At 62.7% G+C, this 20,333-nt stretch carries 24 protein-coding genes; 15 read left to right on the top strand and 9 right to left on the bottom strand.

Going from position 1 to position 20,333, the window contains the following annotated elements:
• Positions 1 to 14: 14 nt before the first annotated feature.
• From rseP to ACWHYV_RS14900, 4 genes are all read right to left on the bottom strand, one after another.
• On the bottom strand, positions 15 to 1,400 hold the full coding sequence (rseP, locus tag ACWHYV_RS14915) for an RIP metalloprotease RseP (RefSeq protein WP_447977291.1): 1,386 nt from the start codon (positions 1,398 to 1,400) through the stop codon (positions 15 to 17).
• Positions 1,401 to 1,426: 26 nt separating this feature from the next.
• Positions 1,427 to 2,599: a 1-deoxy-D-xylulose-5-phosphate reductoisomerase gene (locus tag ACWHYV_RS14910; RefSeq protein WP_447977290.1), complete on the bottom strand. Its 1,173-nt coding sequence runs from the start codon at positions 2,597 to 2,599 to the stop codon at positions 1,427 to 1,429.
• An 85-nt stretch (positions 2,600 to 2,684) separates the two neighbouring features.
• Positions 2,685 to 3,521 (bottom strand): phosphatidate cytidylyltransferase, encoded by an 837-nt coding sequence (locus ACWHYV_RS14905; protein WP_447977289.1) that lies wholly within the window; start codon positions 3,519 to 3,521, stop codon positions 2,685 to 2,687.
• Positions 3,522 to 3,528: 7 nt separating this feature from the next.
• On the bottom strand, positions 3,529 to 4,329 hold the full coding sequence (locus ACWHYV_RS14900) for an isoprenyl transferase (RefSeq protein ID WP_447977288.1): 801 nt from the start codon (positions 4,327 to 4,329) through the stop codon (positions 3,529 to 3,531).
• A 205-nt stretch (positions 4,330 to 4,534) separates the two neighbouring features.
• Between ACWHYV_RS14900 and tldD the strand changes: the two genes are divergently transcribed.
• The 5 genes from tldD to ACWHYV_RS14875 all read left to right on the top strand — a co-directional run bounded on the left by tldD (position 4,535) and on the right by ACWHYV_RS14875 (position 9,029).
• On the top strand, positions 4,535 to 5,971 hold the full coding sequence (gene tldD / locus ACWHYV_RS14895; protein ID WP_447977287.1) for a metalloprotease TldD: 1,437 nt from the start codon (positions 4,535 to 4,537) through the stop codon (positions 5,969 to 5,971).
• 93 nt (positions 5,972 to 6,064) lie between these two features.
• Entirely contained in the window at positions 6,065 to 7,423 is a 1,359-nt protein-coding gene (locus ACWHYV_RS14890; RefSeq protein ID WP_447977286.1) for a TldD/PmbA family protein, read from the top strand.
• 44 nt (positions 7,424 to 7,467) lie between these two features.
• Entirely contained in the window at positions 7,468 to 8,187 is a 720-nt protein-coding gene (locus ACWHYV_RS14885) for a dienelactone hydrolase family protein (protein ID WP_447977285.1), read from the top strand.
• Between the two features lie 95 nt (positions 8,188 to 8,282).
• A complete protein-coding gene (locus tag ACWHYV_RS14880) occupies positions 8,283 to 8,543 on the top strand; it encodes a hypothetical protein (RefSeq protein WP_447977284.1) in 261 nt (86 codons plus the stop codon).
• A gap of 27 nt (positions 8,544 to 8,570) precedes the next feature.
• Positions 8,571 to 9,029: a hypothetical protein gene (locus ACWHYV_RS14875; RefSeq protein ID WP_447977283.1), complete on the top strand. Its 459-nt coding sequence runs from the start codon at positions 8,571 to 8,573 to the stop codon at positions 9,027 to 9,029.
• A gap of 31 nt (positions 9,030 to 9,060) precedes the next feature.
• On the opposite strand, the gene ACWHYV_RS14870 is transcribed toward ACWHYV_RS14875, so the two are convergent.
• Complete coding sequence (locus ACWHYV_RS14870; RefSeq protein ID WP_447977282.1) at positions 9,061 to 9,684, bottom strand: uracil-DNA glycosylase; 624 nt, start codon at positions 9,682 to 9,684, stop codon at positions 9,061 to 9,063.
• Between the two features lie 211 nt (positions 9,685 to 9,895).
• On the opposite strand from ACWHYV_RS14870, the gene ACWHYV_RS14865 reads away from it, so the two are divergent.
• Entirely contained in the window at positions 9,896 to 10,555 is a 660-nt protein-coding gene (locus tag ACWHYV_RS14865; protein WP_447977281.1) for a MarR family winged helix-turn-helix transcriptional regulator, read from the top strand.
• A gap of 632 nt (positions 10,556 to 11,187) precedes the next feature.
• Complete coding sequence (locus tag ACWHYV_RS14860; RefSeq protein ID WP_447977280.1) at positions 11,188 to 11,574, top strand: bactofilin family protein; 387 nt, start codon at positions 11,188 to 11,190, stop codon at positions 11,572 to 11,574.
• Positions 11,575 to 11,868: 294 nt separating this feature from the next.
• On the opposite strand, the gene ACWHYV_RS14855 is transcribed toward ACWHYV_RS14860, so the two are convergent.
• Positions 11,869 to 12,636 (bottom strand): hypothetical protein, encoded by a 768-nt coding sequence (locus tag ACWHYV_RS14855; protein ID WP_447977279.1) that lies wholly within the window; start codon positions 12,634 to 12,636, stop codon positions 11,869 to 11,871.
• Positions 12,637 to 12,872: 236 nt separating this feature from the next.
• Between ACWHYV_RS14855 and ACWHYV_RS14850 the strand changes: the two genes are divergently transcribed.
• Positions 12,873 to 13,124, top strand: coding sequence for a LuxR C-terminal-related transcriptional regulator (locus ACWHYV_RS14850; RefSeq protein ID WP_447977278.1), 252 nt, complete (start codon positions 12,873 to 12,875; stop codon positions 13,122 to 13,124).
• 83 nt (positions 13,125 to 13,207) lie between these two features.
• Here the strand turns inward: ACWHYV_RS14850 and ACWHYV_RS14845 are convergent, their stop codons facing one another.
• Positions 13,208 to 13,393 carry a hypothetical protein gene (locus tag ACWHYV_RS14845; RefSeq protein WP_447977277.1) on the bottom strand — a complete coding sequence of 62 codons (186 nt, stop codon included), beginning with the start codon at positions 13,391 to 13,393 and terminating at the stop codon, positions 13,208 to 13,210.
• A gap of 1,083 nt (positions 13,394 to 14,476) precedes the next feature.
• On the opposite strand from ACWHYV_RS14845, the gene ACWHYV_RS14840 reads away from it, so the two are divergent.
• The 7 genes from ACWHYV_RS14840 to ACWHYV_RS14810 all read left to right on the top strand — a co-directional run bounded on the left by ACWHYV_RS14840 (position 14,477) and on the right by ACWHYV_RS14810 (position 18,707).
• Positions 14,477 to 15,094 carry a helix-turn-helix transcriptional regulator gene (locus ACWHYV_RS14840; protein WP_447977276.1) on the top strand — a complete coding sequence of 206 codons (618 nt, stop codon included), beginning with the start codon at positions 14,477 to 14,479 and terminating at the stop codon, positions 15,092 to 15,094.
• A 29-nt stretch (positions 15,095 to 15,123) separates the two neighbouring features.
• A complete protein-coding gene (locus ACWHYV_RS14835; protein WP_447977275.1) occupies positions 15,124 to 15,726 on the top strand; it encodes a hypothetical protein in 603 nt (200 codons plus the stop codon).
• Between the two features lie 191 nt (positions 15,727 to 15,917).
• Positions 15,918 to 16,073 (top strand): hypothetical protein, encoded by a 156-nt coding sequence (locus tag ACWHYV_RS14830; RefSeq protein WP_447977274.1) that lies wholly within the window; start codon positions 15,918 to 15,920, stop codon positions 16,071 to 16,073.
• Complete coding sequence (locus ACWHYV_RS14825; protein WP_447977273.1) at positions 16,046 to 17,308, top strand: PAS domain-containing protein; 1,263 nt, start codon at positions 16,046 to 16,048, stop codon at positions 17,306 to 17,308. Before ACWHYV_RS14830 ends, ACWHYV_RS14825 begins: the two co-directional genes overlap by 28 nt.
• A gap of 79 nt (positions 17,309 to 17,387) precedes the next feature.
• Positions 17,388 to 17,876, top strand: a complete 489-nt coding sequence (locus tag ACWHYV_RS14820; RefSeq protein WP_447977272.1) for an FKBP-type peptidyl-prolyl cis-trans isomerase — start codon at positions 17,388 to 17,390, stop codon at positions 17,874 to 17,876.
• Between the two features lie 136 nt (positions 17,877 to 18,012).
• Complete coding sequence (locus ACWHYV_RS14815; protein WP_447977271.1) at positions 18,013 to 18,318, top strand: PilZ domain-containing protein; 306 nt, start codon at positions 18,013 to 18,015, stop codon at positions 18,316 to 18,318.
• Positions 18,319 to 18,503: 185 nt separating this feature from the next.
• The gene (locus ACWHYV_RS14810; protein ID WP_447977270.1) at positions 18,504 to 18,707 is read left to right on the top strand and encodes a hypothetical protein; all 204 of its coding nucleotides are present in this window, start codon (positions 18,504 to 18,506) and stop codon (positions 18,705 to 18,707) included.
• Here ACWHYV_RS14810 and ACWHYV_RS14805 read toward each other — a convergent pair.
• Both ACWHYV_RS14805 and ACWHYV_RS14800 read right to left on the bottom strand, forming a co-directional pair.
• A complete protein-coding gene (locus tag ACWHYV_RS14805) occupies positions 18,704 to 19,675 on the bottom strand; it encodes a PAS domain-containing protein (protein ID WP_447977269.1) in 972 nt (323 codons plus the stop codon). The genes ACWHYV_RS14810 and ACWHYV_RS14805 overlap by 4 nt on opposite strands.
• Positions 19,672 to 20,214 (bottom strand): methanogen output domain 1-containing protein, encoded by a 543-nt coding sequence (locus ACWHYV_RS14800; protein ID WP_447977268.1) that lies wholly within the window; start codon positions 20,212 to 20,214, stop codon positions 19,672 to 19,674. Before ACWHYV_RS14800 ends, ACWHYV_RS14805 begins: the two co-directional genes overlap by 4 nt.
• Positions 20,215 to 20,333: the final 119 nt, after the last annotated feature.

Raw genomic sequence — 20,333 nt, 5'->3', positions numbered from 1 at the left:
CTCAGCATTCCGCGTTATCGTGAGATCAGCCGCTCGATGTCGTTCCACAGGGCAAAGACCATGATGCCGACCAGCAGGAACAGGCCCACCTGTTGGGCGATCTCACGCTGACGCTCGCCCAGCGGCTTGCGCAAGATCGCCTCGATGGTGAAGAACAGCAAATGTCCGCCGTCCAGGATCGGGATCGGTAAGAGGTTGAGGACGCCCAGGTTGATGCTGAGCAGCGCGATCAGCGAGATCACCTTGGAGACGCCCTGTTGGCCTACCTCCCCGGCCATGTTCGCGATGGTGAGCGGCCCGCCGATGTTCTTGCTCGAGATTTCGCCCGCGATCATCTTGTAGATGCCGACCACGGTCAATTCAGTCAGCGCCCACGTCGCCTCCGCCCCCCGCAGCGGCACCTCGAAGAGGTTGTGCGCGCGGATCATGAGCCCGCCGGGGCGAGAAATCCCGATACGCCCCACCTCGACGGTCTTGCCGTCCATGTCGACCTTTTCCGCCGCGGGCGTCACTGTCAGGTGCACCACCTGACCTTCGCGCTGCACCTCGAACTGCATCGGCTTGCGAGGACTGTTGCGGACGAGCGCCGCCATTTCCGACCACGTCTGGATCGGGTGTCCGTCGATGCTCACAACCCGGTCGCCCTCCTCGAGCCCGGCCGCCATCGCGGCGGAGCCGCTCATGATCGCCGTGATGATCGGGGCGCTGTCTTCGATCCCGATGACGTAGGTCGTCTCCCCCTGGCCCCCTTCGGGGGTGACCGAGGTCGGGGTGACGAGGAGCGTCTTGATCTGATCGTGCCGGCGTACGTCCAGCGTGAGCGACTTGCCGTTGCTCTTGGCCACCGCCTCCTGCAACTCACTCCGGGAAGAGATGTCCTTGTCGTTGACGCGAAGGACGCGATCGCCCACCTGCAGGCCGGCCTGCTCGGCGGGTGAGCCCGGACGTACCGCTTCCACGTCCGGAGACAGCTCGCGGAACGTGGGCATGAACAGCGGCGAGCCCGTTGAAAGCCAACCGGTGAAGATGAGGAAGGTCAGGAGGAAATTGAATCCGGGACCGGCGGCGACGATGAGGAATTTCCCGGCCAGGCGCTGGTGCGCGAACGACCGCTTCTTCTCTTCCGGCGTGAGCGCGTCGGTCTCTTCCTCGCCGAACAGTTTGACGTAGCCCCCGAGCGGCACGGCGGAGACGAGGTATTCGGTTTCACCGACCTGACGACCGAACAGCTTGGGGCCGAAGCCGAGCGAAAACTTCAGGACCTTGACGCCGACCCAGCGGGCCGCCAGGAAGTGGCCGAGCTCGTGGAACGAGACGAGTACCCCCAAGACGACCAAAAACCACCAGATCTTTTGGGTGAACAGCCAGATCGCGTCAGGGGATACGGCAAAGAATGACACGGTAACTCCTTACCCCATGGCAGGGATCAACGGACGGCCGAGGGAGCCAGCGCCCGAACCAACGCCGAGGCCTTCTCCCGGGCCCAACGGTCGGCTTCCAGCGCCTCGTCGAGCGTGTGGAGGTCCTTCGGCTCGTGGGCTTCCATGGTATGGCGAATGACGTCGGCGATATCAGAAAACCCGATCTGCTCCTGGAGATAGGCCGCCACGGCGATTTCATTGGCTGCGTTCAGCGTCGCCGGCATCGTTCCCCCGATGCGCAAGGCCTCATACCCCAGGCTCAGGCACGGAAAGCGCTGGTGGTCGGGGCGCTGAAACGTCAACTTCCCGATGCCGGCCAAGTCCAGCGACGGCAGGTCGAGCGGTAACCGGGTCGGATAGTTCATCGCGTAGGAGATCGGCGTCCGCATGTCGGGCAATCCGAGTTGGGCGATCATCGATCCGTCGGTGTATTCTACCAGAGAGTGGATGATGCTTTCCCGATGGATCAGCGTGTCGATCTGTGAAGCCGGCAGATCGAAGAGCCAGCGTGCCTCCACGACTTCCAGACCCTTGTTCATCAAGGTGGCGGAATCGATCGTGATCTTCGCGCCCATTTTCCAGTTCGGGTGCTTGAGAGCTTGTGCCGGCTTGACGTGCCGCAAGTCATCCTGGGACAGATCCCACAACGGCCCGCCCGACGCGGTCAGAATGAGCTTGCGGACGTCGGCTTTCCGATGGCCTTCCAGTGATTGAAAAATCGCGCTGTGCTCGCTGTCCACGGGGAGAATCCGCACCTTGTACCGCCGCGCCTCGGCCTGCATGAGCTGGCCGGCCATGACCATCGGTTCTTTGTTGGCCAACGCGACATGCTTGCCCGCCCGGATGGCGCCGAGCGTCGGAACCAGGCCGGCGCCCCCGACGATGGCCGAGACGACGAGATCCGAATCGGGCAACGCCGCCACCTGGGCCACCCCGTTTCGCCCATCCAGGATCTCCACGTTCATATCCGCGCATCGCCGACGCAGCCGGCCCGCCGCGGCCGAATCGGAGAGGGCGACGACGCGCGGCCGGAACGCCCGTACCTGTTCCTCGAGCTTCTCGTCCTTCGTCCCGGCCGTGAGCCCGATTACGCGGAACTGCTCCGGAAACTTGGCGACGATGTCGAGCGTGTTGGTTCCAATCGACCCCGTGGATCCCAGGATGACCACGCTTTTCATTGAGGATCCTTTCTCTCGGTTTCTCTTCGGCACGTCCATCGTCCGGCCGGCTCCCGGGCTGATGCGATCCACCGTATGCCGATCGCTAGCCCTTCAGCAGCGCCACATAGTAATAAAAGGTAGGGGCGGTAAAGAGCAAGCTGTCCAAGCGATCGAGCATGCCTCCGTGCCCCGGGATGAGTCCCCCGGAATCTTTCACCCCGGCGCTGCGCTTGAGCAGTGACTCGGAAAGATCGCCGAAGAGTCCCGCCAAGGTCAAGACGATCCCGAGGGTCACCGCATCCCATGGCGTGAAGGAGGGCAGGAACCAGGCGCGGGCGACCAGCGCCGCGGCAATGGCCAACAAGACGCCACCGAGCAAGCCTTCCACGGTCTTGTTCGGGCTCAACAGAGGGGCCAGCTTGGTGCGGCCCAGGGTCACGCCGGCATAGTAGGCTCCCGTGTCGGCCGCCCACGTGACGAGCACGAGGAAAAACGTGAGGGCGACTCCTTCCGGCAGCGCGCGGGTCAGCAGGATGTGGCCCAACGTGAATGCCACGTAAAAGATGCCGGTGATGATGACCGCGATGTCGGTGAAGCTGTGGCGCAGGTCGCGAACGGTGGTCACGTAAAAGATGAGGACGGCCGCGACGATGAGAAACGAGAGCCCCCAGGCCGGCAACAAGGAGGGCCATTGGAACTGTGTGAGCAGGAGCGCGGCCAGCCCAAGGCCCAGTATCACGGCGGTCGTCGCCTGGCGCGTTCCAAAGTACAGCCGATAGAACTCGAGCAGGGCCATCAGGGCGACCGAGGCGATCAGTGCAAAGAGGGCAACGGGCGGAAGATAACGGACGATCAGGTAGAAGAGGGGGATGAAGACGAGGGCTGCATAGACGCGCCGACGGTCCAAGCGCCGGGGGGGCGAGGGAGCAACGGCCGCCACAGCCCCTCTAATCACAGCTGATTGGAGGGAAGCTGCTATGGGTCACCTGCCCGAACCGCCGTTCCCGGCGCTGATAATCGAGAAGCGCGAGCAAGGCTTCTCGGCGGCGGAAGTCAGGCCACAGGGTCGGCGTAAAGTACATTTCCGTGTAGGCGAGCTGCCAGAGCAGAAAATTGCTGATGCGCGCTTCACCGCTCGTACGGATCAGGAGATCGGGGTCCGGTAGCCCTTGCGTCGACAGGTAGCTTTCCAGGAGCGTTTCGTCGATCGCCTCGGGCTCGACGAGGCCGGCCTTCGAGTCCTGAGCCAGCCGCCGGACCGCATCCACGATCTCCGAGCGCCCGCCATAGCTCAAGGCGACGGTCAGGATCAGCTTGTCCAGGTGCGCCGTCGCGTGTTCCGCTTTTCGGACCCACTGGAGCGCGGACGGAGGAAGGGTCGATACGCGGCCGATCGCCCGAAACCGCACTCCCTTCTCGATCAGCGTCTCCATTTCGGTCTGGAGATACTGCTCGAGCAACATCATGAGGGCATTGATTTCGGGAATCGGGCGTTTCCAGTTCTCCTGGGAGAAGGCATAGATCGTGAGCGCCGGAATCCCCAACTCCCCGCAGAGCGTCATGATGTCCCGGACGGAGTTGAGCCCCTCCTGATGCCCGGCGATCCGTGGGAGCCCGCGCAACTCGGCCCAACGGCCATTTCCGTCCATGATAATGGCAATGTGCTTGGGCAGAGTCTCAGGGTCGAGCAGCGAGAGGAGTTCGGTTTCGCTCAAATGCTCGGTGCCGGTGGCCGTTCCTTTGGTCATTCGCGAAGAGGTGTACCTTCTGTTCTGATTCGTCGTCGAAGACAGCGGGCAGGTGACCTTAGTCTAATCACGGGGTGATCAAATGTCAAACGTATCTTCCTCCTGTCTTCCTCGTTGTCTGACACGAACGGACCGCGGTTGCATTGCGCCTACAAAAACGAATGGGCTATACTCGGCTGGTTCTGTTTCAGGAGGATTCAGAAGCATGTCAGGCACTCAGTTGGTCGAATTGTCGCAGTTCGGGCTGACCGAAAACGAAATCCAGCACGCGCTGGGCAAAGTCAAAGTGCGAGATGTCGATTACGCCGATCTGTACTTCGAATCGGAGACCTCGGAATCCGTCTCGATGGAGGAAGGGATCGTCAAGCGGGCGGTCAAGAGCGTCTCACAAGGCGTCGGCGTTCGAGCGACCGCCGGGGAGAAGACCGGCTTCGCCTACTCCGATGAGCTGAGCCGCCGGGATTTGGAGATTGCAGCGGACACGGCTCGCTACATCGCGAATTCACCACAAGGCGATCGACCGGTCCCCGTCACCCATCGCTCCGTCCCCGTCCATGACCTCTATCCCATCGCCACCACGGATCTCGATGTGGCGACGCCGGCCCGGGTGGACCTGCTGAACCGGGTCGATGCCGAAGCCCGGAAGTACGACCCGCGGATCAAGAATGTCATGGCGTCGTTCCACACGGAATACAAACGGATCCTCGTCGCTACCACCGACGGCCTCCTCGTCGGCGATGTACAGCCGTTGTCCCGATTGAATGTGACCTGTATCGCCGAAGAGAACGGCAATCGGCAAGTGGGCACGTTTGGGGGAGGCGGGCGCGTCGGCTTCACCTATTATTTGGAAGAGGACCGGTACGCCTACTACGCCCGCGAAGCGGCGCGGCAGGCCATCCTCAACCTCGGCGCGATCGAGGCCCCTGCCGGCGTGATGCCCGTGGTGCTGGCCGGCGGATGGCCGGGCATCCTCCTTCATGAAGCGATCGGGCATGGGTTGGAAGCGGACTTCAATCGCCGCAAGACCTCGGCGTTCTCGAACCTCATCGGCAAGCGGGTGGCCTCGGAGGTGTGCACCATCGTCGACGACGGCACGCTGCCGTTTCGCCGCGGCTCGCTCAACATCGACGACGAGGGGACGCCGACCCGCCGGACCGTGCTGATCGACCGCGGAATCCTGAGGGGCTATATCACCGACCGGCTGAACGCCAAGCTCATGGGTATCCCGTTGACCGGCAACGGACGCCGGGAGAATTTTCAAAGCATCCCGCTTCCCCGCATGACGAACACCTTCATGCTGGCCGGCGACTCGGATCCGGAGGAGATCATCCGGTCGGTCAAGAAGGGGCTCTATGCCGCCTCCTTCGGCGGCGGTCAGGTCGATATCACCAACGGGAAATTCGTATTCTCGGCGAGCGAGGCGTACTTGATCGAGGACGGCACGGTGACGCGGCCGGTCAAGGGCGCGACGCTCATCGGGAACGGTCCGGAAATCCTGACACGGGTGTCGATGGTCGGACGCGATCTCAAGCTCGACGAGGGCATCGGGACCTGCGGCAAGGATGGGCAATCGGTCCCCGTTGGCGTCGGGCTTCCGACCTGCCGCATTGACGAGATCACCGTCGGCGGGACGCAAGGGTAGGGAGTGGGGATAGTGGGATAGGGATATGGGGTATGGGATAGAGGGATAGAGGGATACGGGGAGAGAGTTGGAGAGCGAGGATAGAACAGGACGATGAGCTCGAACGGACATGATCTCAAGCAACTGGCGGTCGACCTGCTTGAGCGGGCCAAGAAACGAGGGGCGACGGAGGCGGATGTGGTCGTGGCCGATGGCGACACATTTTCCGTGCAGGTCCGGCTGGGCAAGGTGGATCGTCTGACCAAGGCTCGTGAAAAGCGCCTGGGGCTGCGCGTCTTCTTCGGGAAGCGCTCAGCCAGCGCGTCCACGTCGGACTTTTCCCCGGATTCGCTCGAGCAGGTGGTCGCGGATACCTGCTCGCTCGCGACGGCGGTTGCGGAAGACGCCGTGTCCGGTCTCCCTCCGGCGAATCTGATGGCGCAAGAGCTGCCGGACCTCGACCTCTATGATCCCACGCAGCTCGACACGGACGTGCAGATCGAGTTGGCCCGCCGTGCGGAAGACGCGGCGATGAAGGCCGACCCGCGCATCACGAACTCGGAGGGCTCGGATTTCAACTCATCGGCCGGCCGGGTGGTGCTCGCGAACACGCACGGCTTCGTCGGGGAATACCGGAGCACGAGCTTCTCGATGTCCGTCTCACCCATTGCCTCGGGTTCGGACGCCGAGGGCATGCAACGCGACTACTGGTATGCCGCCCAACGCAAGTATGCGAAGCTCGACAGCCCTGAATCGGTGGGGCAAGAGGCGGCCCGCCGGACGGTGCGCCGGCTCGGAGCCAAGAAGATCGCCACGCAGCGGGCGCCGGTGATCTTCGATCAGGAGACGGCCGGGAGTCTGCTCGGCAACCTGTGCAGCGCGATTTCCGGCTACGCCTTGTACAAGGGAGCCTCCTTTCTCGTCGGGCACCTCGGGAAGCCGCTGTTTCCCGATTTCGTCACGATCTATGACGACGGGCGGATGCCGGGTGCGTTGGGGTCGCGTCCGTTCGACGGGGAAGGGCTCCCGACTCGACGAAACACGATCGTCGAACAGGGGATTCTCCGGAGCTATCTGCTCGACAGCTACTCCGCGCGGAAGCTGGGGATGGCCTCGACGGGGAGCGCGTCCCGCAGCGTCGGAGAAGCGCCGTCGGTCGGCCCCACGAACTTTTATCTGGTCCCGGGTGGGGCCACTGTCCAAGAGCTCATTCGCTCGGTCCGGCGCGGGCTCTATGTCACCGAGCTGATCGGATTCGGGATCAACATGGTGACCGGCGACTACTCGCGCGGGGCGGCGGGGTTCTGGATCGAAAACGGCGAGCTCGCCTTTCCGGTGGAGGAAATCACCATCGCCGGGAATCTCAAGCAGATGTTTGCCAACCTCGACGCCATCGGGAACGACTTGGAATTCCGCGGACGCATCGCCAGCCCCACGGTCAAGATCAGCGAGATGATGATCGCGGGCAACTGACCCTCCGTGGGGATCCATCTCTTTCAACGCCTCTGGAGGACGCCATGGCCGAGACAGTGAGCGATCGGGACTTGAAAGAGCGTATGGTGCAGTATCCGAGCGACGGCGTGACCGTCCGTGCGTATGCGGTTGCACCGGCCGTGAAAGAGCGGCGGCCGGCGATCATCATCGTGCAGGAGTGGTGGGGCCTGAACGACCACATCAAGGACATCGCCCGCCGCTACGCCAAAGAGGGGTACGTCGCGATCGCGCCGGATTTGTACAGCCGCCTCGGCAACCGCGTGACGACGGACGCCAACGAAGCCGGGAAGTTGATGAATACGCTGCAACAGCAGGACGGGCTCAAAGATTTGCAGGCGACCATCGCGTATCTGAAAACGACGCCCGAGGTCGATCCGGCGCGGATCGGCGTCACGGGGTTCTGCATGGGCGGCTCTTATGCGCTCATGCTCCCGTGTACGACCGGTGAGATCAAGGCGGCGGTGCCGTTTTATGGGCAGGTCCCGAATCCCGATACCCCGCTGCAAAAGCTCGCCTGTCCGATCCTGTACATCTATGGCGAGGAAGACGGGTGGATCACAAAAGCCGACGTGCAGCGGTTGGCGGCGGCCCTGAAGAAATACGGCAAATCGGGCGAGATCAAGACGTACCCGGGTGCCTCGCATGCATTCTTCAATGATACGCGCAAAGAGGTCTACAAACCTGCGGAAGCGAAGGACGCGTGGACCCGCGCAGTCGCGTTCTTCAAGCAACACCTTGGGTAGCGTCGGAATCGTCGTTGGAGTCGTATTCGGCTCGGCAAATCCTCACCGTCTACCAAGAGGGTGCACCCCCTCCCGCCGGTCATAAGCTTCCGACCATGCCGCGTCGTACACCGGATGAAGTCGTCGGAACGCCGATGAAGGTGGTGTACATTGCGGGCAATGTCGTGGATGCTCAGAAGGTCGAGCGGGTGCTGACCGAGGCGGGCATCGACTACGGCCTGAGCCTCGAGCCGTTTCGAACCACCTCGCTGCTGAGCGGCGAATACCTCGGCCTGTTCGTATCCGTCCCGACCATGGAGCACGAGCGGTGCCGGAATTTGTTGCAAGCAGCCGGTCTTCTCGATACGGTAGGCTAGAACCGTCCGATCACGAAGCGAGGATCTATGGCGCTCGATGCCGAGATGGGAAAGAAGATGCTCCAGCTGCTGACGTCGCGCTACAACGACCGGCACTGGCGCAAGAAGATCGAGAAAACGTTGAGCCTCCCGGCAACGGGCGTGGCGGACGAGGCCCAGCGACAGATCTTCTTGTATCTGAAGCACGGGCTCAAGGCCTATAAGTCCAGGCGTGCCGATCCTGATTCCTGGATCGTGGGAGGGTACGCCACGCAGGAAGTCATCGGCCGGGCCAAGTACAACCCGTCGGCGGTGGGTCCCGCCGTCACTCCCGAGCATGTCGCCTATCTCGCGCAAGACCCGGGCCCCGAAGTCGACGAGGCGTGGTGGGACGAGATGCTCGTCGCGTGGTTCGAAGAGCCAGAGACGGACGAGCGCGAGCCTGAAGAGCTGAAATCAGAAGACCGACCAACCTCACCGGCTGATGAGAAGCCGGCGACGGCGTGATCCTGCCTGATTCGAACCGATCTGATCGGTGCTAGAACAACGTCATCTGAGCCGGCGGTTGTCCGGTCGGGGCTTCTGCAGTTGCGGGGGGCGGCGGCGGCGATTGCGCCCGATCGAGGTAGGCTTTCAACTTCACGAAGTCCTCTCGGAGCGGGTCGAGCAGGTTCCCTTGGTGGAGCGCCGCAGCCGGGTGGAGGAGCGGGAAGACCGTCAAGTCCTTGTGGCGGATGACGTGGCCGCGGATTTTCGTAATTCCGACTTTTCGCTCCAGGATCGTTTCCGTCGCCCAGCGGCCCAGGGTGCAGATGAGGGTCGGACGGATCATGGCGATCTGCTCCAGCAGAAAGGGCTTGCAGGCCTCCACCTCGTCCGGTTCCGGATCACGGTTGTTGGGAGGCCGGCACTTGATCACGTTCGCGATATAGATGTCCGACCGGGTAAGGCCGACCGACTCGAGCAACTGATTGAGCAACTTCCCCGCCGCACCGACGAACGGTTCCCCCTGCTTGTCCTCGTGAAAGCCGGGCGCTTCCCCGACGAACATGATTCGGGCGCTGGGATTTCCGACGCCGAAGACCACCTGACTACGGCCCAGTTTGGCGAGCTTGCAGAGTTGACAGTTATGAAGCGACTGGGCGAGTTCGTGGAGAGCCATCGCGGTCCGCGGGTTGAAGCAACGGCGGGCATCTTAGGCGCGGCCGCGGACGTTGTCAACCATGGTTGAGATCCTGTCGTTTCCCCGCGACGTGCCGTCGCGCGGCCTCTTACGAAAAATCTCTTGACACCCTCACCCGTTTTGGGTCACCTTCTAGAAAAATACTGGTATTTTAGTCTTCCTTCTCATTCCTAGCAGAAGGAGCCATGCGATGAACGTCTTGGAGACGAAAACGGAGCCGGTTGCGCAGCGGGTGGCCACGGGCCTGAGCAAGATCGGTCTGGCGCTTCGCAGTCGCGCGTGGAAAGAGGCGGGCGTCAAGCGGCTGATGCCCTTGCAGGCACAAACGCTCAGCGTCCTTCGGATTCAGCCGAAGCAGACGGCGACGGTCAGCGCGATTGCCGAGGAGTTGGCCGTGCGGCTCCCGACCGCGTCCGAAGTCATTCGCACCCTTGCCGAACGCGGGCTCGTGAAGCGCACCCGCTCGCAGGCCGATGGACGCTCGGTCAGCGTGAGCCTCACCGCCAAGGGACGACGGAAAGCCGAAGCGGCATCGAGTTGGCCGGAGTTTCTGGCTGCAGCCGCACAGACGTTGCCGGCCGACGAACAGGTCATGTTGCTGCGCACGTTGGTGAAGATGATCTACAACCTCCAGGCGCAAGGGGACATCCCGACCGCGAGAATGTGTGTGACCTGTCGGTTTTTCCGTCCTCACGTCCATGCAGATGCAGAACGTCCCCACCATTGTGATTTCGTAAACGCCCCATTCGGCGATCGCCTCATTCGTATCGAGTGCGGTGAGCACGCGGCAGCCGACCCACGCGTACGCGAGCACAACTGGGCCGCCTTCGACCGCAAGCCGACCGCGTGAGCGGCTCGCACCTGGTTGGATTCCGCAGCCGCCGTCGCCGCAGGTCCGTCGTCCATTGACTCCACGTCGTGCCGCTCCTTCTTTACGACAGGCGGTTCCATCACTCCCGGACTCACCGGCGCGTCGGATGTACGTACCGGCCAACCTGTACGTGGTTGTCGTATCTTGTTGTCCCAAGTCGCCCTACATACAATGGAGCTGACAACCGGAGAGACCGCCTCGACTTGAAACGGAGTGATCATCATGCGCCTGGAAGAAGCGGTAGATGTCGAAGCACGTGAGCGCCTCCTTCGCCTGGCGGAACAGGGCGATTGGTTGGCTGTTCGCCGTTTGTTCGAGATCCATGACGCCCGAACCGAGGCGGCCAGGCCGGTACGAGCATTTGCCACCCGGTTTCACTCTCGATCGGGGCGCGCGTAGACGCGACGCTCTCGCCGGATCACCTCCCACGCACTTCCTGTCTGATGCTCTGCGCGCATGGCGCGCAAGAGGCTGTTTTGAAGCCCGCCTTCATCCGCCCGTCACCGTCTTGATGCTTGATTCGTGCAACGGGAAAGGAGAGGATAGCCGCGCGACGCACACGCCGTCGATACCGTGCACGCTGACAGGGGCAGCACTCCAAGGGAGGCAGCATGAGTGACACGACCCAACCCGACGTCGTCGCCTTTATTGGAAAGGGGGTGACGTTCAAAGGATCGATTCGCTATCGGGGGACCTTCCGGATCGACGGGATGGTCGAAGGAGACGTCGAGGCCGATGGGACGTTGATCATCGGCGATCAGGCGGAGCTGCGCGGCAAGATCTCGGCGGGCACCGTCATCAGCCAAGGGAAGGTGTACGCCGATGTCGTGGCCGCGGAGTCGGTGAAGTTGCAACGGCCCGCGGTATTGGATGGGACCATCCGCACGCCGAAGTTTTCGATGGAAGAAGGCGTCCTCTTCACCGGTCGTTGTGCCATGGCGTCGGAGAGCACCAGCGATGACGGCCCGGAGTCCCGTCCCCGGTTGTTGAAGACCTAAGGCGGCACGGCAAGGGGCCCCTCGACCGCCTGCGCGATCGGCGGAGCCTCGATCATGGACGGTCGGGCCCGGGGCCGGGACCAGGAGGCGGGTCGGGGCCGGGAAAGGGCTCCGGCAGCGGCGTCGGCAAGGGATCCGGCGTCGGCTCGGGCTGCGGCTCCGGATGCGGGGGATGGGGACGTCCCGCGTGGCGGATCCTCGATCCCGTCTCGTGCAGGGATGTACGCCTCAAGCCGGTCGACGCTTGGCGTCCCTCCGAATCTCCCTGACGATCTCGCCAACGCCGGTCGTTCTTCACCGTCTCCTCATCCGTCGCGCGAGCAAGAGGAGTCCGGTCAGCAGCAGCGCCGATGTCCTTGGCTCAGGGATGGGCTGCACCTGCGCGCTTCTTCCTCCGGAAGCCACGAACCAGTTCTCAATGTAAGGCAGTGTGAGCGAAGGAGAGCCCTGGCTGCCCGGACGGCGGTCGCCCCCGAAGACCTGGATCGTATTTTGGACCACCAGTCGGTTCGCCGCAGGCAGGGCTAGGTTGCGGATGACGGGGTCGTTTCGGCAGCAACCGACCGCGTCCGCAAACGTCTCCACCTCCTGGTCGCCGGAAAGACCGGTGAAGACGACGAACCCGGCGTCTTGAAGGCTCCGAGCATCGCTCGAGGGCCCCGGAACAAAGGGCGGCGTATGAAGCGAGAGCGTCTGCAGGGGATAGGGGGCGCTGACGGTATAACGGAGGCTCGCCTCACGGACCGTCTGCGGGGGGGCGGTGAATGAGCCGAAGCGCAGGCCGACATACGGGCCATCGAGCAACGGAAGCGCAGAGAGCTCGGACCTGGGAAACGTCTGAAGAGATCCGATCGGACTCAGGTGAAAATCTGAAAACGTCAGGAGGCCGACCGAGAGCGGTTCAGCGCGATCGAGGAGATCGGATAGCGGGAGTGAGCCGGCTTGCGCTGACGACAGCGCCAGGACGAGCAGGGCGACCAGTGACAGGGCGAGACTCCTCGCCCAATGTACTGCTCGAGGACTCTGTTGGTTTCCCCCCGAATGAAGCTCCGAACACCCCATGGGCAATCCCTCCCTCACGCCTACCAGGATCATGGAATACGGTAGGACTCAGGGTGAGGCGTGTCTGTCGGAGTACGGCGCGCCCGGCGTAGGCCGAGACGGGGCCGGATGCCGCTTACCTAGAGCCGGGACGGGCGGGGGCAGTAAGTACTCATCCGACTAGGGATGGCGATACCGTCCGCTATTGGGACACGAACGTCGCCTCTATAGTGAGCCGAAGCGAAGGAGGCGGCGGCATGAAAGCTCAGGCGAAGTCAAAGACAACGGTCGCTCGACCTAAACGGCGCCCCGAGGAGTTCACCGCCAGAGAGCGCCAGATCGTCGAGTTGGTCTGGTCGGGTTTGAAGAACCGAGAGATCGCCAGTCGGTTGAAAATCAGCGTGAAGACCGTCGAGGCGCATCGCGCCACCGTGATGAAAAAAGCCAGGGTGACGAATACCGCCCAGTTGCTGAAGACGGCCTTGGCGCAAGGGATCGTCCAACCCTAGCCGCTTGCCCTGCCGATCCCCTACCCGTACGCCGTTGTGGGGCGACGCACGCTCGGCGGTGCCCGGCGCGCCGTACGTCGCGGCTACGCCGACCCGACAAAGGGCGCCACCGCAGACATCGACTGGCGTTGCCTGTTGGCCGTGACGACGGCGTCGGCGATGTGTCCGCAGTTCACGCATCGATGCGTCACGATCCAGGTCGATTGAGTCTCGAGGAGGTCGATGCAGGCATCCTTGAGCATCAGTCCTTGGCAGCGCGGGCAGGTCATGGCGTCTCCTTTTGACTGAGGGTGCGGTGCGGGTGAAGTTCGGCTGCACGGAGCAGCCCGCCTCCGATACGTGAGGCAGAGCGGAGTCGACCTGAGCCTATCTTGCGATGAATCACCTAAGGGCAGTAACCAGGATGACGAGAAAACCGACTGTAGGAAATGTCTGAAAAGCGAGTCAGTGGCATCTCGCAGGAGAAAGATCATGGGTCGGATCGGCCGTCGCGCACCGGGCGATCCGTAGTCACATCGCATAGCCCTGAGGAGGGCGGTCCCAGTTCGGGCTGTGACAATTCGGGCAGTGCTCCGGTGGGACCTCGGTCGCCTGCACCCACTTGTGACCGCAACGGAAGCAGAGAAGCTCCTGCCCTGCCTGGCTTGGTCGCTGCCCCGAGTCTCCCAAGTTTCTCACCGTGCTCATCGTCCACCTCCCGTATACGATCCTCCTTACCATGAGTGCCATGGATCAGGAGTCAGCCGGATCCTCTCAGGATGGGCAGGCATGGCGATCCGCCGCATCGGGGAACGGCGTACGAGGCATTTCCTGAGCACTGTTCCTACTTCGAACATACGCTGGCTTTGACAAAACCCAACGGTCTCGAGGTGGGCAAGATCCCCGCCGAGCGTGCGGTCCGTCGGAATTCCACCTACACGCGACGCGGCCTGTCTGCACATCTTATGCACACAGAGGAGCGGTCTCGCCGCGGCTCCCCAGCGAAGGCCGGGGCGTTCAGATGGAGAAAGAGGCTTGACCAAGATGTTGTGGTGTTCGGCGGGACTCCACAATGCCCAAATAATGAGCAACGTGGTCCTAGCCCATGCATGGCGCGACATTCCAAAGTTGCAAGAGGGGCTTTTCCACAACCGGTCCACAAAATGCGTGAATGCCGAAGAACACGCCGTGTCCTACAGGGAAGGGAAGATTTCAGGGGTTCGGCTGAGACAGAGCCCGAGCGCGGGTGTCTCATGAGCCGGGCACCCTCGGGCGGGTCGCTCAAAACCCCTGAATTTTCCACGGTCCACGGTGCTGTCGCCTAGGCACGGTTCCTGATGATGCCGAGCAGCATCGTTCGAAAGGAGGGGGCAATGGCACACACCGGCATCCTGACTGATCGCGACGACCGCATCGAGAGTGTCCCGGAGGATCTGGCGGCATTGACTGAGCAGCGACAAGGCCCGGCGATCCTGATCTTGTCACGAGAGTGCAGTGTTCAATACTTCAACCGTGCGGCGTGGGACCTCTTGCTTCAGATCCACGGCAACGCCGAAGACCGGGTCGGCTTGTTGCCGCGCGTGGTAGTGGACCTGTGCCATGATCTCGAACGGCTGCTTGACGGTGACCGTGCACACACCAATCATAGTCCCGTCGAGTTGTCTCGAGTGGCCGGGGGTGTCTTACTGCGCAGCCTTGCGTTGATAGAAGGTCGGACGAGGGCCGGGGCGGATCGTTTTTTGATTATGCTCGAACCGCTCATCCCACGCCAACGCTCGAGCGGACTGTTGAAACAACGGTATGGGTTGACCGAGCGGGAATGCACCGTCGTGGAGGGAATCAGCAGAGGGTTGACGAACAAGGAAATTGGGAATCTGCTGGGGATTGCGGAATCGACGGTGAAAGCGCATATCACCCATATCATGCAGAAGACGAAGACCAGCACCCGGACCGGGATTCTGGCCCACCTGTGCGCCCCTGAATCTCAGTAACCCTGGGAACAGCCGGTTGAAAGGAGGCGATGCCACTGCGAAGGTCGGCCAGGCGAAGGGTAGGAGAGGCTCGGCTCTACGTCATCCGAGCGGTCAGCATACCGCTTGTCTTCGCGTGCGTGCTTCTTGCCGGTGGAGCCGCCGGCCGGGCGGCATCGGTTCAGGATGCCGAGCTGGCATCGGCACAAGCGGATGCGTTGGCGGCAGCGGGACAAGAGCGGGAAGCGGCCGGGCTCTATCTCGACGCGCATATCCGCTTTCAGCGAATCCTGCTCGCCTCGGTTGAGGAGATGCTGCGCGGCAGCTTCGGCGCGCCCGTCGATGAAGAGGCCGTGACACGAGCGGCCGGGCGCGCGGCCGCCTTGCGCAACATCAATCTTTCCAAGCTTTGGATCCTCGTCGACCCTGATGATCGGGCTTTCCAATTGGGCTTGGAAGCGGAGCGGGCCGACCTGATCCGCCGATTTCCTTCGTTTCGTACGCCGGCGTCCGCGCAACCGCTCGAGGAGTTCTTGCACCGCTTGTACCCCGACGACGTCAGCGGCGAACGTCAAATGGAATCGTTGCGGGGAGAAACCATGCCGTTTTCGAAGCGATGGGCCAGGCTCGAGGCCGCTCGCCGGCAGCCATAACGATTCCGCTTCAGTCCTTCCCTCCGTGTTCCTCGGTGTTCCGCACGTCTCTTTCCCTTGCCATCGGGCCCCGTCTGTCAGGGTCTGTCCGACAGACAGATCCTGTAAAACTGCCTAAGCTCGGTTTTCTGAAGGCTGCGGTCCCGACAATCGCGGCGCACCGGGAGCACCTCACCCCTCCCGTTCGACAGATGGCGGCACTACTGCTCGTCGACGACGACCAGATCCTGCTCGAGGCGTTAAGTCAACGCCTGCGCTGGCGCCTGCCGGGCGTCGAGGTGGAGACCTGTCTGTCGGGGAGCGAGGCGCGCTTGACCGCGTGCGTTCGTCGGATTACGACGCGGTGATCTCGGACATCAAGATGCCGGGGATGGATGGGCTCACCCTCCTGCGCCAAGTCCGGGCGGTGAAGCCTTCCATCCCGGTGATGCTGGTGACCGGACATGGAGACAGGGACCTGGGAGTGGAAGCGCTCCGAGCCGGCGCCTACTGCTTCGTGCAAAAACCGCTGGATTTCGATTTCTTCATCGAGTGGTTGAAACGGGCGATGCATGAACGCCAACTGAGTCGGGAAGTCGAGGAGAAGACACGGTTGCTCGAGCGGCATGCCCGGGACCTCGAGCGGCGGGTGGCGGAACGAACGGAAGCTTTGCGACAGAGCGAGGAGCGGCTGCGACTGCTGTTGGAAACCACCCGAATGATTCCATGGGAAGCCGATGCCGCCTCCTGGCGGTTCACCTATGTCGGACCTCAAGCCGTCACGCTGCTGGGGCACGCCCTGGAGTCGTGGTACGAGCAGGATTTTTGGGTGCGGCACATTCATCCCGACGATCGGGACGCGGCGGTGAGCTACTGCTTGAAGGCGTCGCAGGAACGGCTGTTCTATGACTTCGAGTACCGGATGCTTGCCGCCGACGGCCGTGTAGTCTGGATCCAGGATGTCGTGACCGTCGTCCGGGACGGTGAACGGGTCACCGGGCTCCGCGGATTCATGCTCGACGTGACGGCCAGGAAGGAGGCCGAAGACGGGATACGCCGCCTCAACGCCGAGCTGGAACGCCGGGTCGAGGAGCGCACCGCCAGACTCGAGGCTGCGAATCAGTCGCTCGAGCAGGAGGTCGAAGAGCGGAAGCGGGTCGAGGCCAAGTTGCGTCAGAGTGAACAGCATTTGAGCGAAGCGCAGCGGCTCGCCCGCTTGGGGAGCTGGACCTGGGATGTCAAGGCCAACAAGGTCGTCTGGTCCGACGAACTCTGCGAGGTGTACGGGATTCGACCGGAAGACTTTGGAGGGACCTATGAAGCGTTCCTCGAACGGACGCATCCGGACGACCTCGAGGCCACGGTGGCCGTGGCCAAACAGGCCTTGGCCGATCGCCAGCCGTTCACGTACTTCCATCGCATCATCCGGGGCGATAGGGCGGTCAGAGTGCTTCACTCCCGAGGGAAGGTCGTCACCGATGCCGACGGAACGATCGTGCGGATGTATGGAGCATGCCAGGACGTGACCGAGTTGAAGGAAGCGGAGGAGGCGTTGCGGCGCGCGAACGAAGAGCTCCAAGCTCAAATGTCCGAGCGTGTGTAGCCCGGATGGCGACGGGTTCCTCGGTGAATCGCTGGGACGGACGAAGCTAGAACCTGCGGGGGGTGCCATGATGGCAATCATGCGACAAGGGCTGCTGGCGGTATGCGTGGCACTCGCCGGGACGGCCGTGCCAAATGCCCACGCCGGAAGTCCGGTGGCCGATGGGGCGAAAGTCACGCTCGAATATACGCTCAGCGTTCCGGACAAAGGGGCCAGCTCCGGCGAAAAAATCATGACCTATACGCACGGGCAGCACGAGATTTTGCCGGGTCTCGAACAAGCGCTCTCCGGTATGCATGAAGGTGAACAGAAGCGGGTAGAGCTGGGGCCCGAGCAGGCCTACGGCCGTTATGATCCTTCGAAGCGGCAGTCCGTCGATCGCCAACAGCTTCCTGCCGAGATTCAGCCCGGGGCCGTGCTGAAGAGCCGGGAAAAGGAGAGCTTCGCAACGGTCCTCGAGCTGAACGAGCACTCCGCGGTCTTGGACCTCAATCATCCCCTCGCCGGACAACGCGTCGTCTATGACGTGCGGATTCTGAGCGTCGAGCCGAAGGCGGCCGGTCCTTGACGAAAGGCGCCTCCCCTGCGGACGCCTTCCATTGATGCACACCACGCACGGGCCTCGCCGGTCGCCGCGCGATGGCCTTTGGTCGGATTGCTTCCTCGTCGGGAGACCAGGTACCGTGACCTCTTGGAGCGAGGCGATGCAGCTACGACATGTGCGGTGTCAATGCCGGTGCCCCGTGCTGTTCGAGAGCAACGGATGTGTCGCCGAGGGATCGATCGTCAATCTGTCTCTGTTCGGATGCGCGATCCGCACGCCGCGGTGTACGATCCCAGGCGAGTATGTCCGGATGCACACGTGGCTGCCGACCAAGGGGCTCCGGGTGGATCTGGCGAAGGTGCGATGGTGTCAGCCTTACCAATTCGGCGTGGAATTCATCGAGTTGGCGGAACCTCAACGGAGGCTGATCCTGCAAATGATCCGCGACTGCCTGCAGAAGGGGTAGTCGTTCCCGTTATTCTCAAAGTCCTCGGTCTTCCTCGCCGGTCGCGGCCCGGCTCCGATCGTCCCACTCATCCCCGACGTTCGGCCTCGTCGTAGATACTGATCCTAAAGCCGTTTGCATCTTCTGAGGCGGCGCGAGGCCGGTTATGCTGCGCCCCGGCGCATCGTACCCGGCGGCAGGAGGGCATGACGGAGGATCAAGCCAGACAATTGCGAGAGCGATGGCGGCAGGGGCAGGCCGTGAGGCCGTGCCGCCATTACCAACTCGAGTTGCTGTGGACCGAGAAGGGGGAGGCGACGGAACGCTATGCCTGCATTCTCTGCGGTACAGAAGTGGGTCCGCCCCCGCCGGGACGAGACCGGGACAACGAGACCGCCAGGACGATCTAGGGATCTTGACGACCGCCTTGAATCTGCGCCTCGAGCGTCTTGATGCGTTTTTCCAGTTCGAGCATCTTCAGCTCCCGTCCCACGACGACGTCGTGGAACTGCTCCAAATCTCTCACACGATCGAGCAACTCTTGCTGAGATTGCTCCAGCGCCTTCTCGGCCTTGCGCCGGGCCGTGATGTCGTGGAAGACGAGGACGACGCCGATGAGCCGGCCTTGGCTGTCCCGAATGGGCGCGGCGCTGTCTTCGATCGGGCATTCCGGACCGGCGCGGTGAATGAGCACGGTGTGGTTGGCCAGACCCACCACGCGCCCTTCCGCGATCACTCGCTCCACGGGATTTCCGGCCGGGTGTCGCGAGTACTCATTGATGATGCGAAAGACTTCGGTGAGCGGGCGTCCGTGCGCTTCGTCCTGCGTCCACCCCGTCAGCGCTTCGGCGGGCGGATTCACGAACGTCACGCGCCCCTGATCGTCGGTCGCGATCACGGCATCCCCGATGCTCGTCAACGTGACTTTGAACCACTCCCGCTGCTCTCGGACCGCGTCCTCCAGTTCCTTGCGGCGGTGGAGAGCCTTCGTGAGGGCCTCCACCCTCTGGTTCAACATCACGAACCTGGAGACGCTGGTCTCTTTGGAACGTAAACGAAGGACCACAAACCTGCGGGGTGGGTCGTCGGCATGGAAGACGCATCCGTTGGCTTGGTAGGGCATGGCGTCTCCCCCGACGCGCATGGTGACCGCGCCAGGCACCGCCTCTCTGGATCGGGTGCACAACCTGAGGTAGTGCGGCCAGGCGCCGCCGGGGTCGGCAAGAAACTCCGTCAGGGGGCGTCCGCGGACCTGGTCGGCCATGAGCTGTACCTGCCGTTCGGCGGCTCGGTTGAGATCCTCGATGCGGCCGGTTGGGGAGAGGAGGAACACCGGCTCAGGGAAACAGTCGGCCAAGGCGAAAAACGGATATCTCACTCGCGATCCTCGCTGCGAAAATACTCTCGGCCCGTAGCGCTGTCAGCCTCGCGGCCCACCCGCAGATGAACGGTTACGCGACAGCCCGGGTGTCTCAGGGCGATGGCTTCCTCGATGACGACTTTGGCATAGCCCAGGTTCTGAGCGGCAATGACACCGAAGACGTTGGAGGTCATCATGCAGAGGGCCGGACGACCCACCACTTTGTCTCCGAATGGGCATGCACGATTGCCGAGGACGATTTTCTCGTCGGTTTCTTCGATGACGTAAAAGTCGCCCTGGATCCGCCTCTTCAAATCCACGAGGACTTGAGCCACCTGGGATCGGCTCAATGCCTCCGTTCGGAGATGGGCCTTGTACTGCTCATTGATCTCATCACCGATCTGCTGCCCCACGACGCTGATGAAGCCGGACGCCTCCTCCAGTCCCACGACGTCTTGGAGCGATCCGGACAAGTGGTGCAGCAAGGTGCGGAGAAAGACATCCCGCTCCAAGGAGATATCCAGATGGCTGAGATCGCGTGTCTCCTGTTTCTGCATGCTTCCTCCCCATGGCAACGGTTGGCTCTTCCGGGCGGGAATACTACAAGAATCGCGAATGCGGTTATGTAGGACGGATCCGGACATGCTTGGCCTGTGGCTCTTCATTGAAGCGCAAG

Source organism: Candidatus Nitrospira bockiana, from assembly GCF_965152565.1.
Note: the sequence above shows the minus strand (reverse complement) of the source record. Positions and strands in the feature narration are given on the sequence as shown.

Excerpts from the sequence above, each read along its gene's own strand:
- ACWHYV_RS14810 (WP_447977270.1), top strand. The coding sequence starts at position 18,504 with ATGACGGAGGATCAAGCCAGACAATTGCGAGAGCGATGGCGGCAGGGG.
- ACWHYV_RS14885 (WP_447977285.1), top strand. The coding sequence starts at position 7,468 with ATGGCCGAGACAGTGAGCGATCGGGACTTGAAAGAGCGTATGGTGCAG.
- ACWHYV_RS14845 (WP_447977277.1), bottom strand. The coding sequence starts at position 13,393 with ATGACCTGCCCGCGCTGCCAAGGACTGATGCTCAAGGATGCCTGCATC.
- ACWHYV_RS14835 (WP_447977275.1), top strand. The coding sequence starts at position 15,124 with ATGCCACTGCGAAGGTCGGCCAGGCGAAGGGTAGGAGAGGCTCGGCTC.
- ACWHYV_RS14910 (WP_447977290.1), bottom strand. The coding sequence starts at position 2,599 with ATGAAAAGCGTGGTCATCCTGGGATCCACGGGGTCGATTGGAACCAAC.
- ACWHYV_RS14815 (WP_447977271.1), top strand. The coding sequence starts at position 18,013 with ATGCAGCTACGACATGTGCGGTGTCAATGCCGGTGCCCCGTGCTGTTC.
- ACWHYV_RS14875 (WP_447977283.1), top strand. The coding sequence starts at position 8,571 with ATGGCGCTCGATGCCGAGATGGGAAAGAAGATGCTCCAGCTGCTGACG.
- tldD (WP_447977287.1), top strand. The coding sequence starts at position 4,535 with ATGTCAGGCACTCAGTTGGTCGAATTGTCGCAGTTCGGGCTGACCGAA.
- ACWHYV_RS14870 (WP_447977282.1), bottom strand. The coding sequence starts at position 9,684 with ATGGCTCTCCACGAACTCGCCCAGTCGCTTCATAACTGTCAACTCTGC.
- ACWHYV_RS14855 (WP_447977279.1), bottom strand. The coding sequence starts at position 12,636 with ATGGGGTGTTCGGAGCTTCATTCGGGGGGAAACCAACAGAGTCCTCGA.
- ACWHYV_RS14900 (WP_447977288.1), bottom strand. The coding sequence starts at position 4,329 with ATGACCAAAGGAACGGCCACCGGCACCGAGCATTTGAGCGAAACCGAA.
- ACWHYV_RS14880 (WP_447977284.1), top strand. The coding sequence starts at position 8,283 with ATGCCGCGTCGTACACCGGATGAAGTCGTCGGAACGCCGATGAAGGTG.
- ACWHYV_RS14865 (WP_447977281.1), top strand. The coding sequence starts at position 9,896 with ATGAACGTCTTGGAGACGAAAACGGAGCCGGTTGCGCAGCGGGTGGCC.
- ACWHYV_RS14840 (WP_447977276.1), top strand. The coding sequence starts at position 14,477 with ATGGCACACACCGGCATCCTGACTGATCGCGACGACCGCATCGAGAGT.
- ACWHYV_RS14890 (WP_447977286.1), top strand. The coding sequence starts at position 6,065 with ATGAGCTCGAACGGACATGATCTCAAGCAACTGGCGGTCGACCTGCTT.
- ACWHYV_RS14800 (WP_447977268.1), bottom strand. The coding sequence starts at position 20,214 with ATGCAGAAACAGGAGACACGCGATCTCAGCCATCTGGATATCTCCTTG.
- ACWHYV_RS14860 (WP_447977280.1), top strand. The coding sequence starts at position 11,188 with ATGAGTGACACGACCCAACCCGACGTCGTCGCCTTTATTGGAAAGGGG.
- ACWHYV_RS14820 (WP_447977272.1), top strand. The coding sequence starts at position 17,388 with ATGCGACAAGGGCTGCTGGCGGTATGCGTGGCACTCGCCGGGACGGCC.
- ACWHYV_RS14830 (WP_447977274.1), top strand. The coding sequence starts at position 15,918 with ATGGCGGCACTACTGCTCGTCGACGACGACCAGATCCTGCTCGAGGCG.
- ACWHYV_RS14850 (WP_447977278.1), top strand. The coding sequence starts at position 12,873 with ATGAAAGCTCAGGCGAAGTCAAAGACAACGGTCGCTCGACCTAAACGG.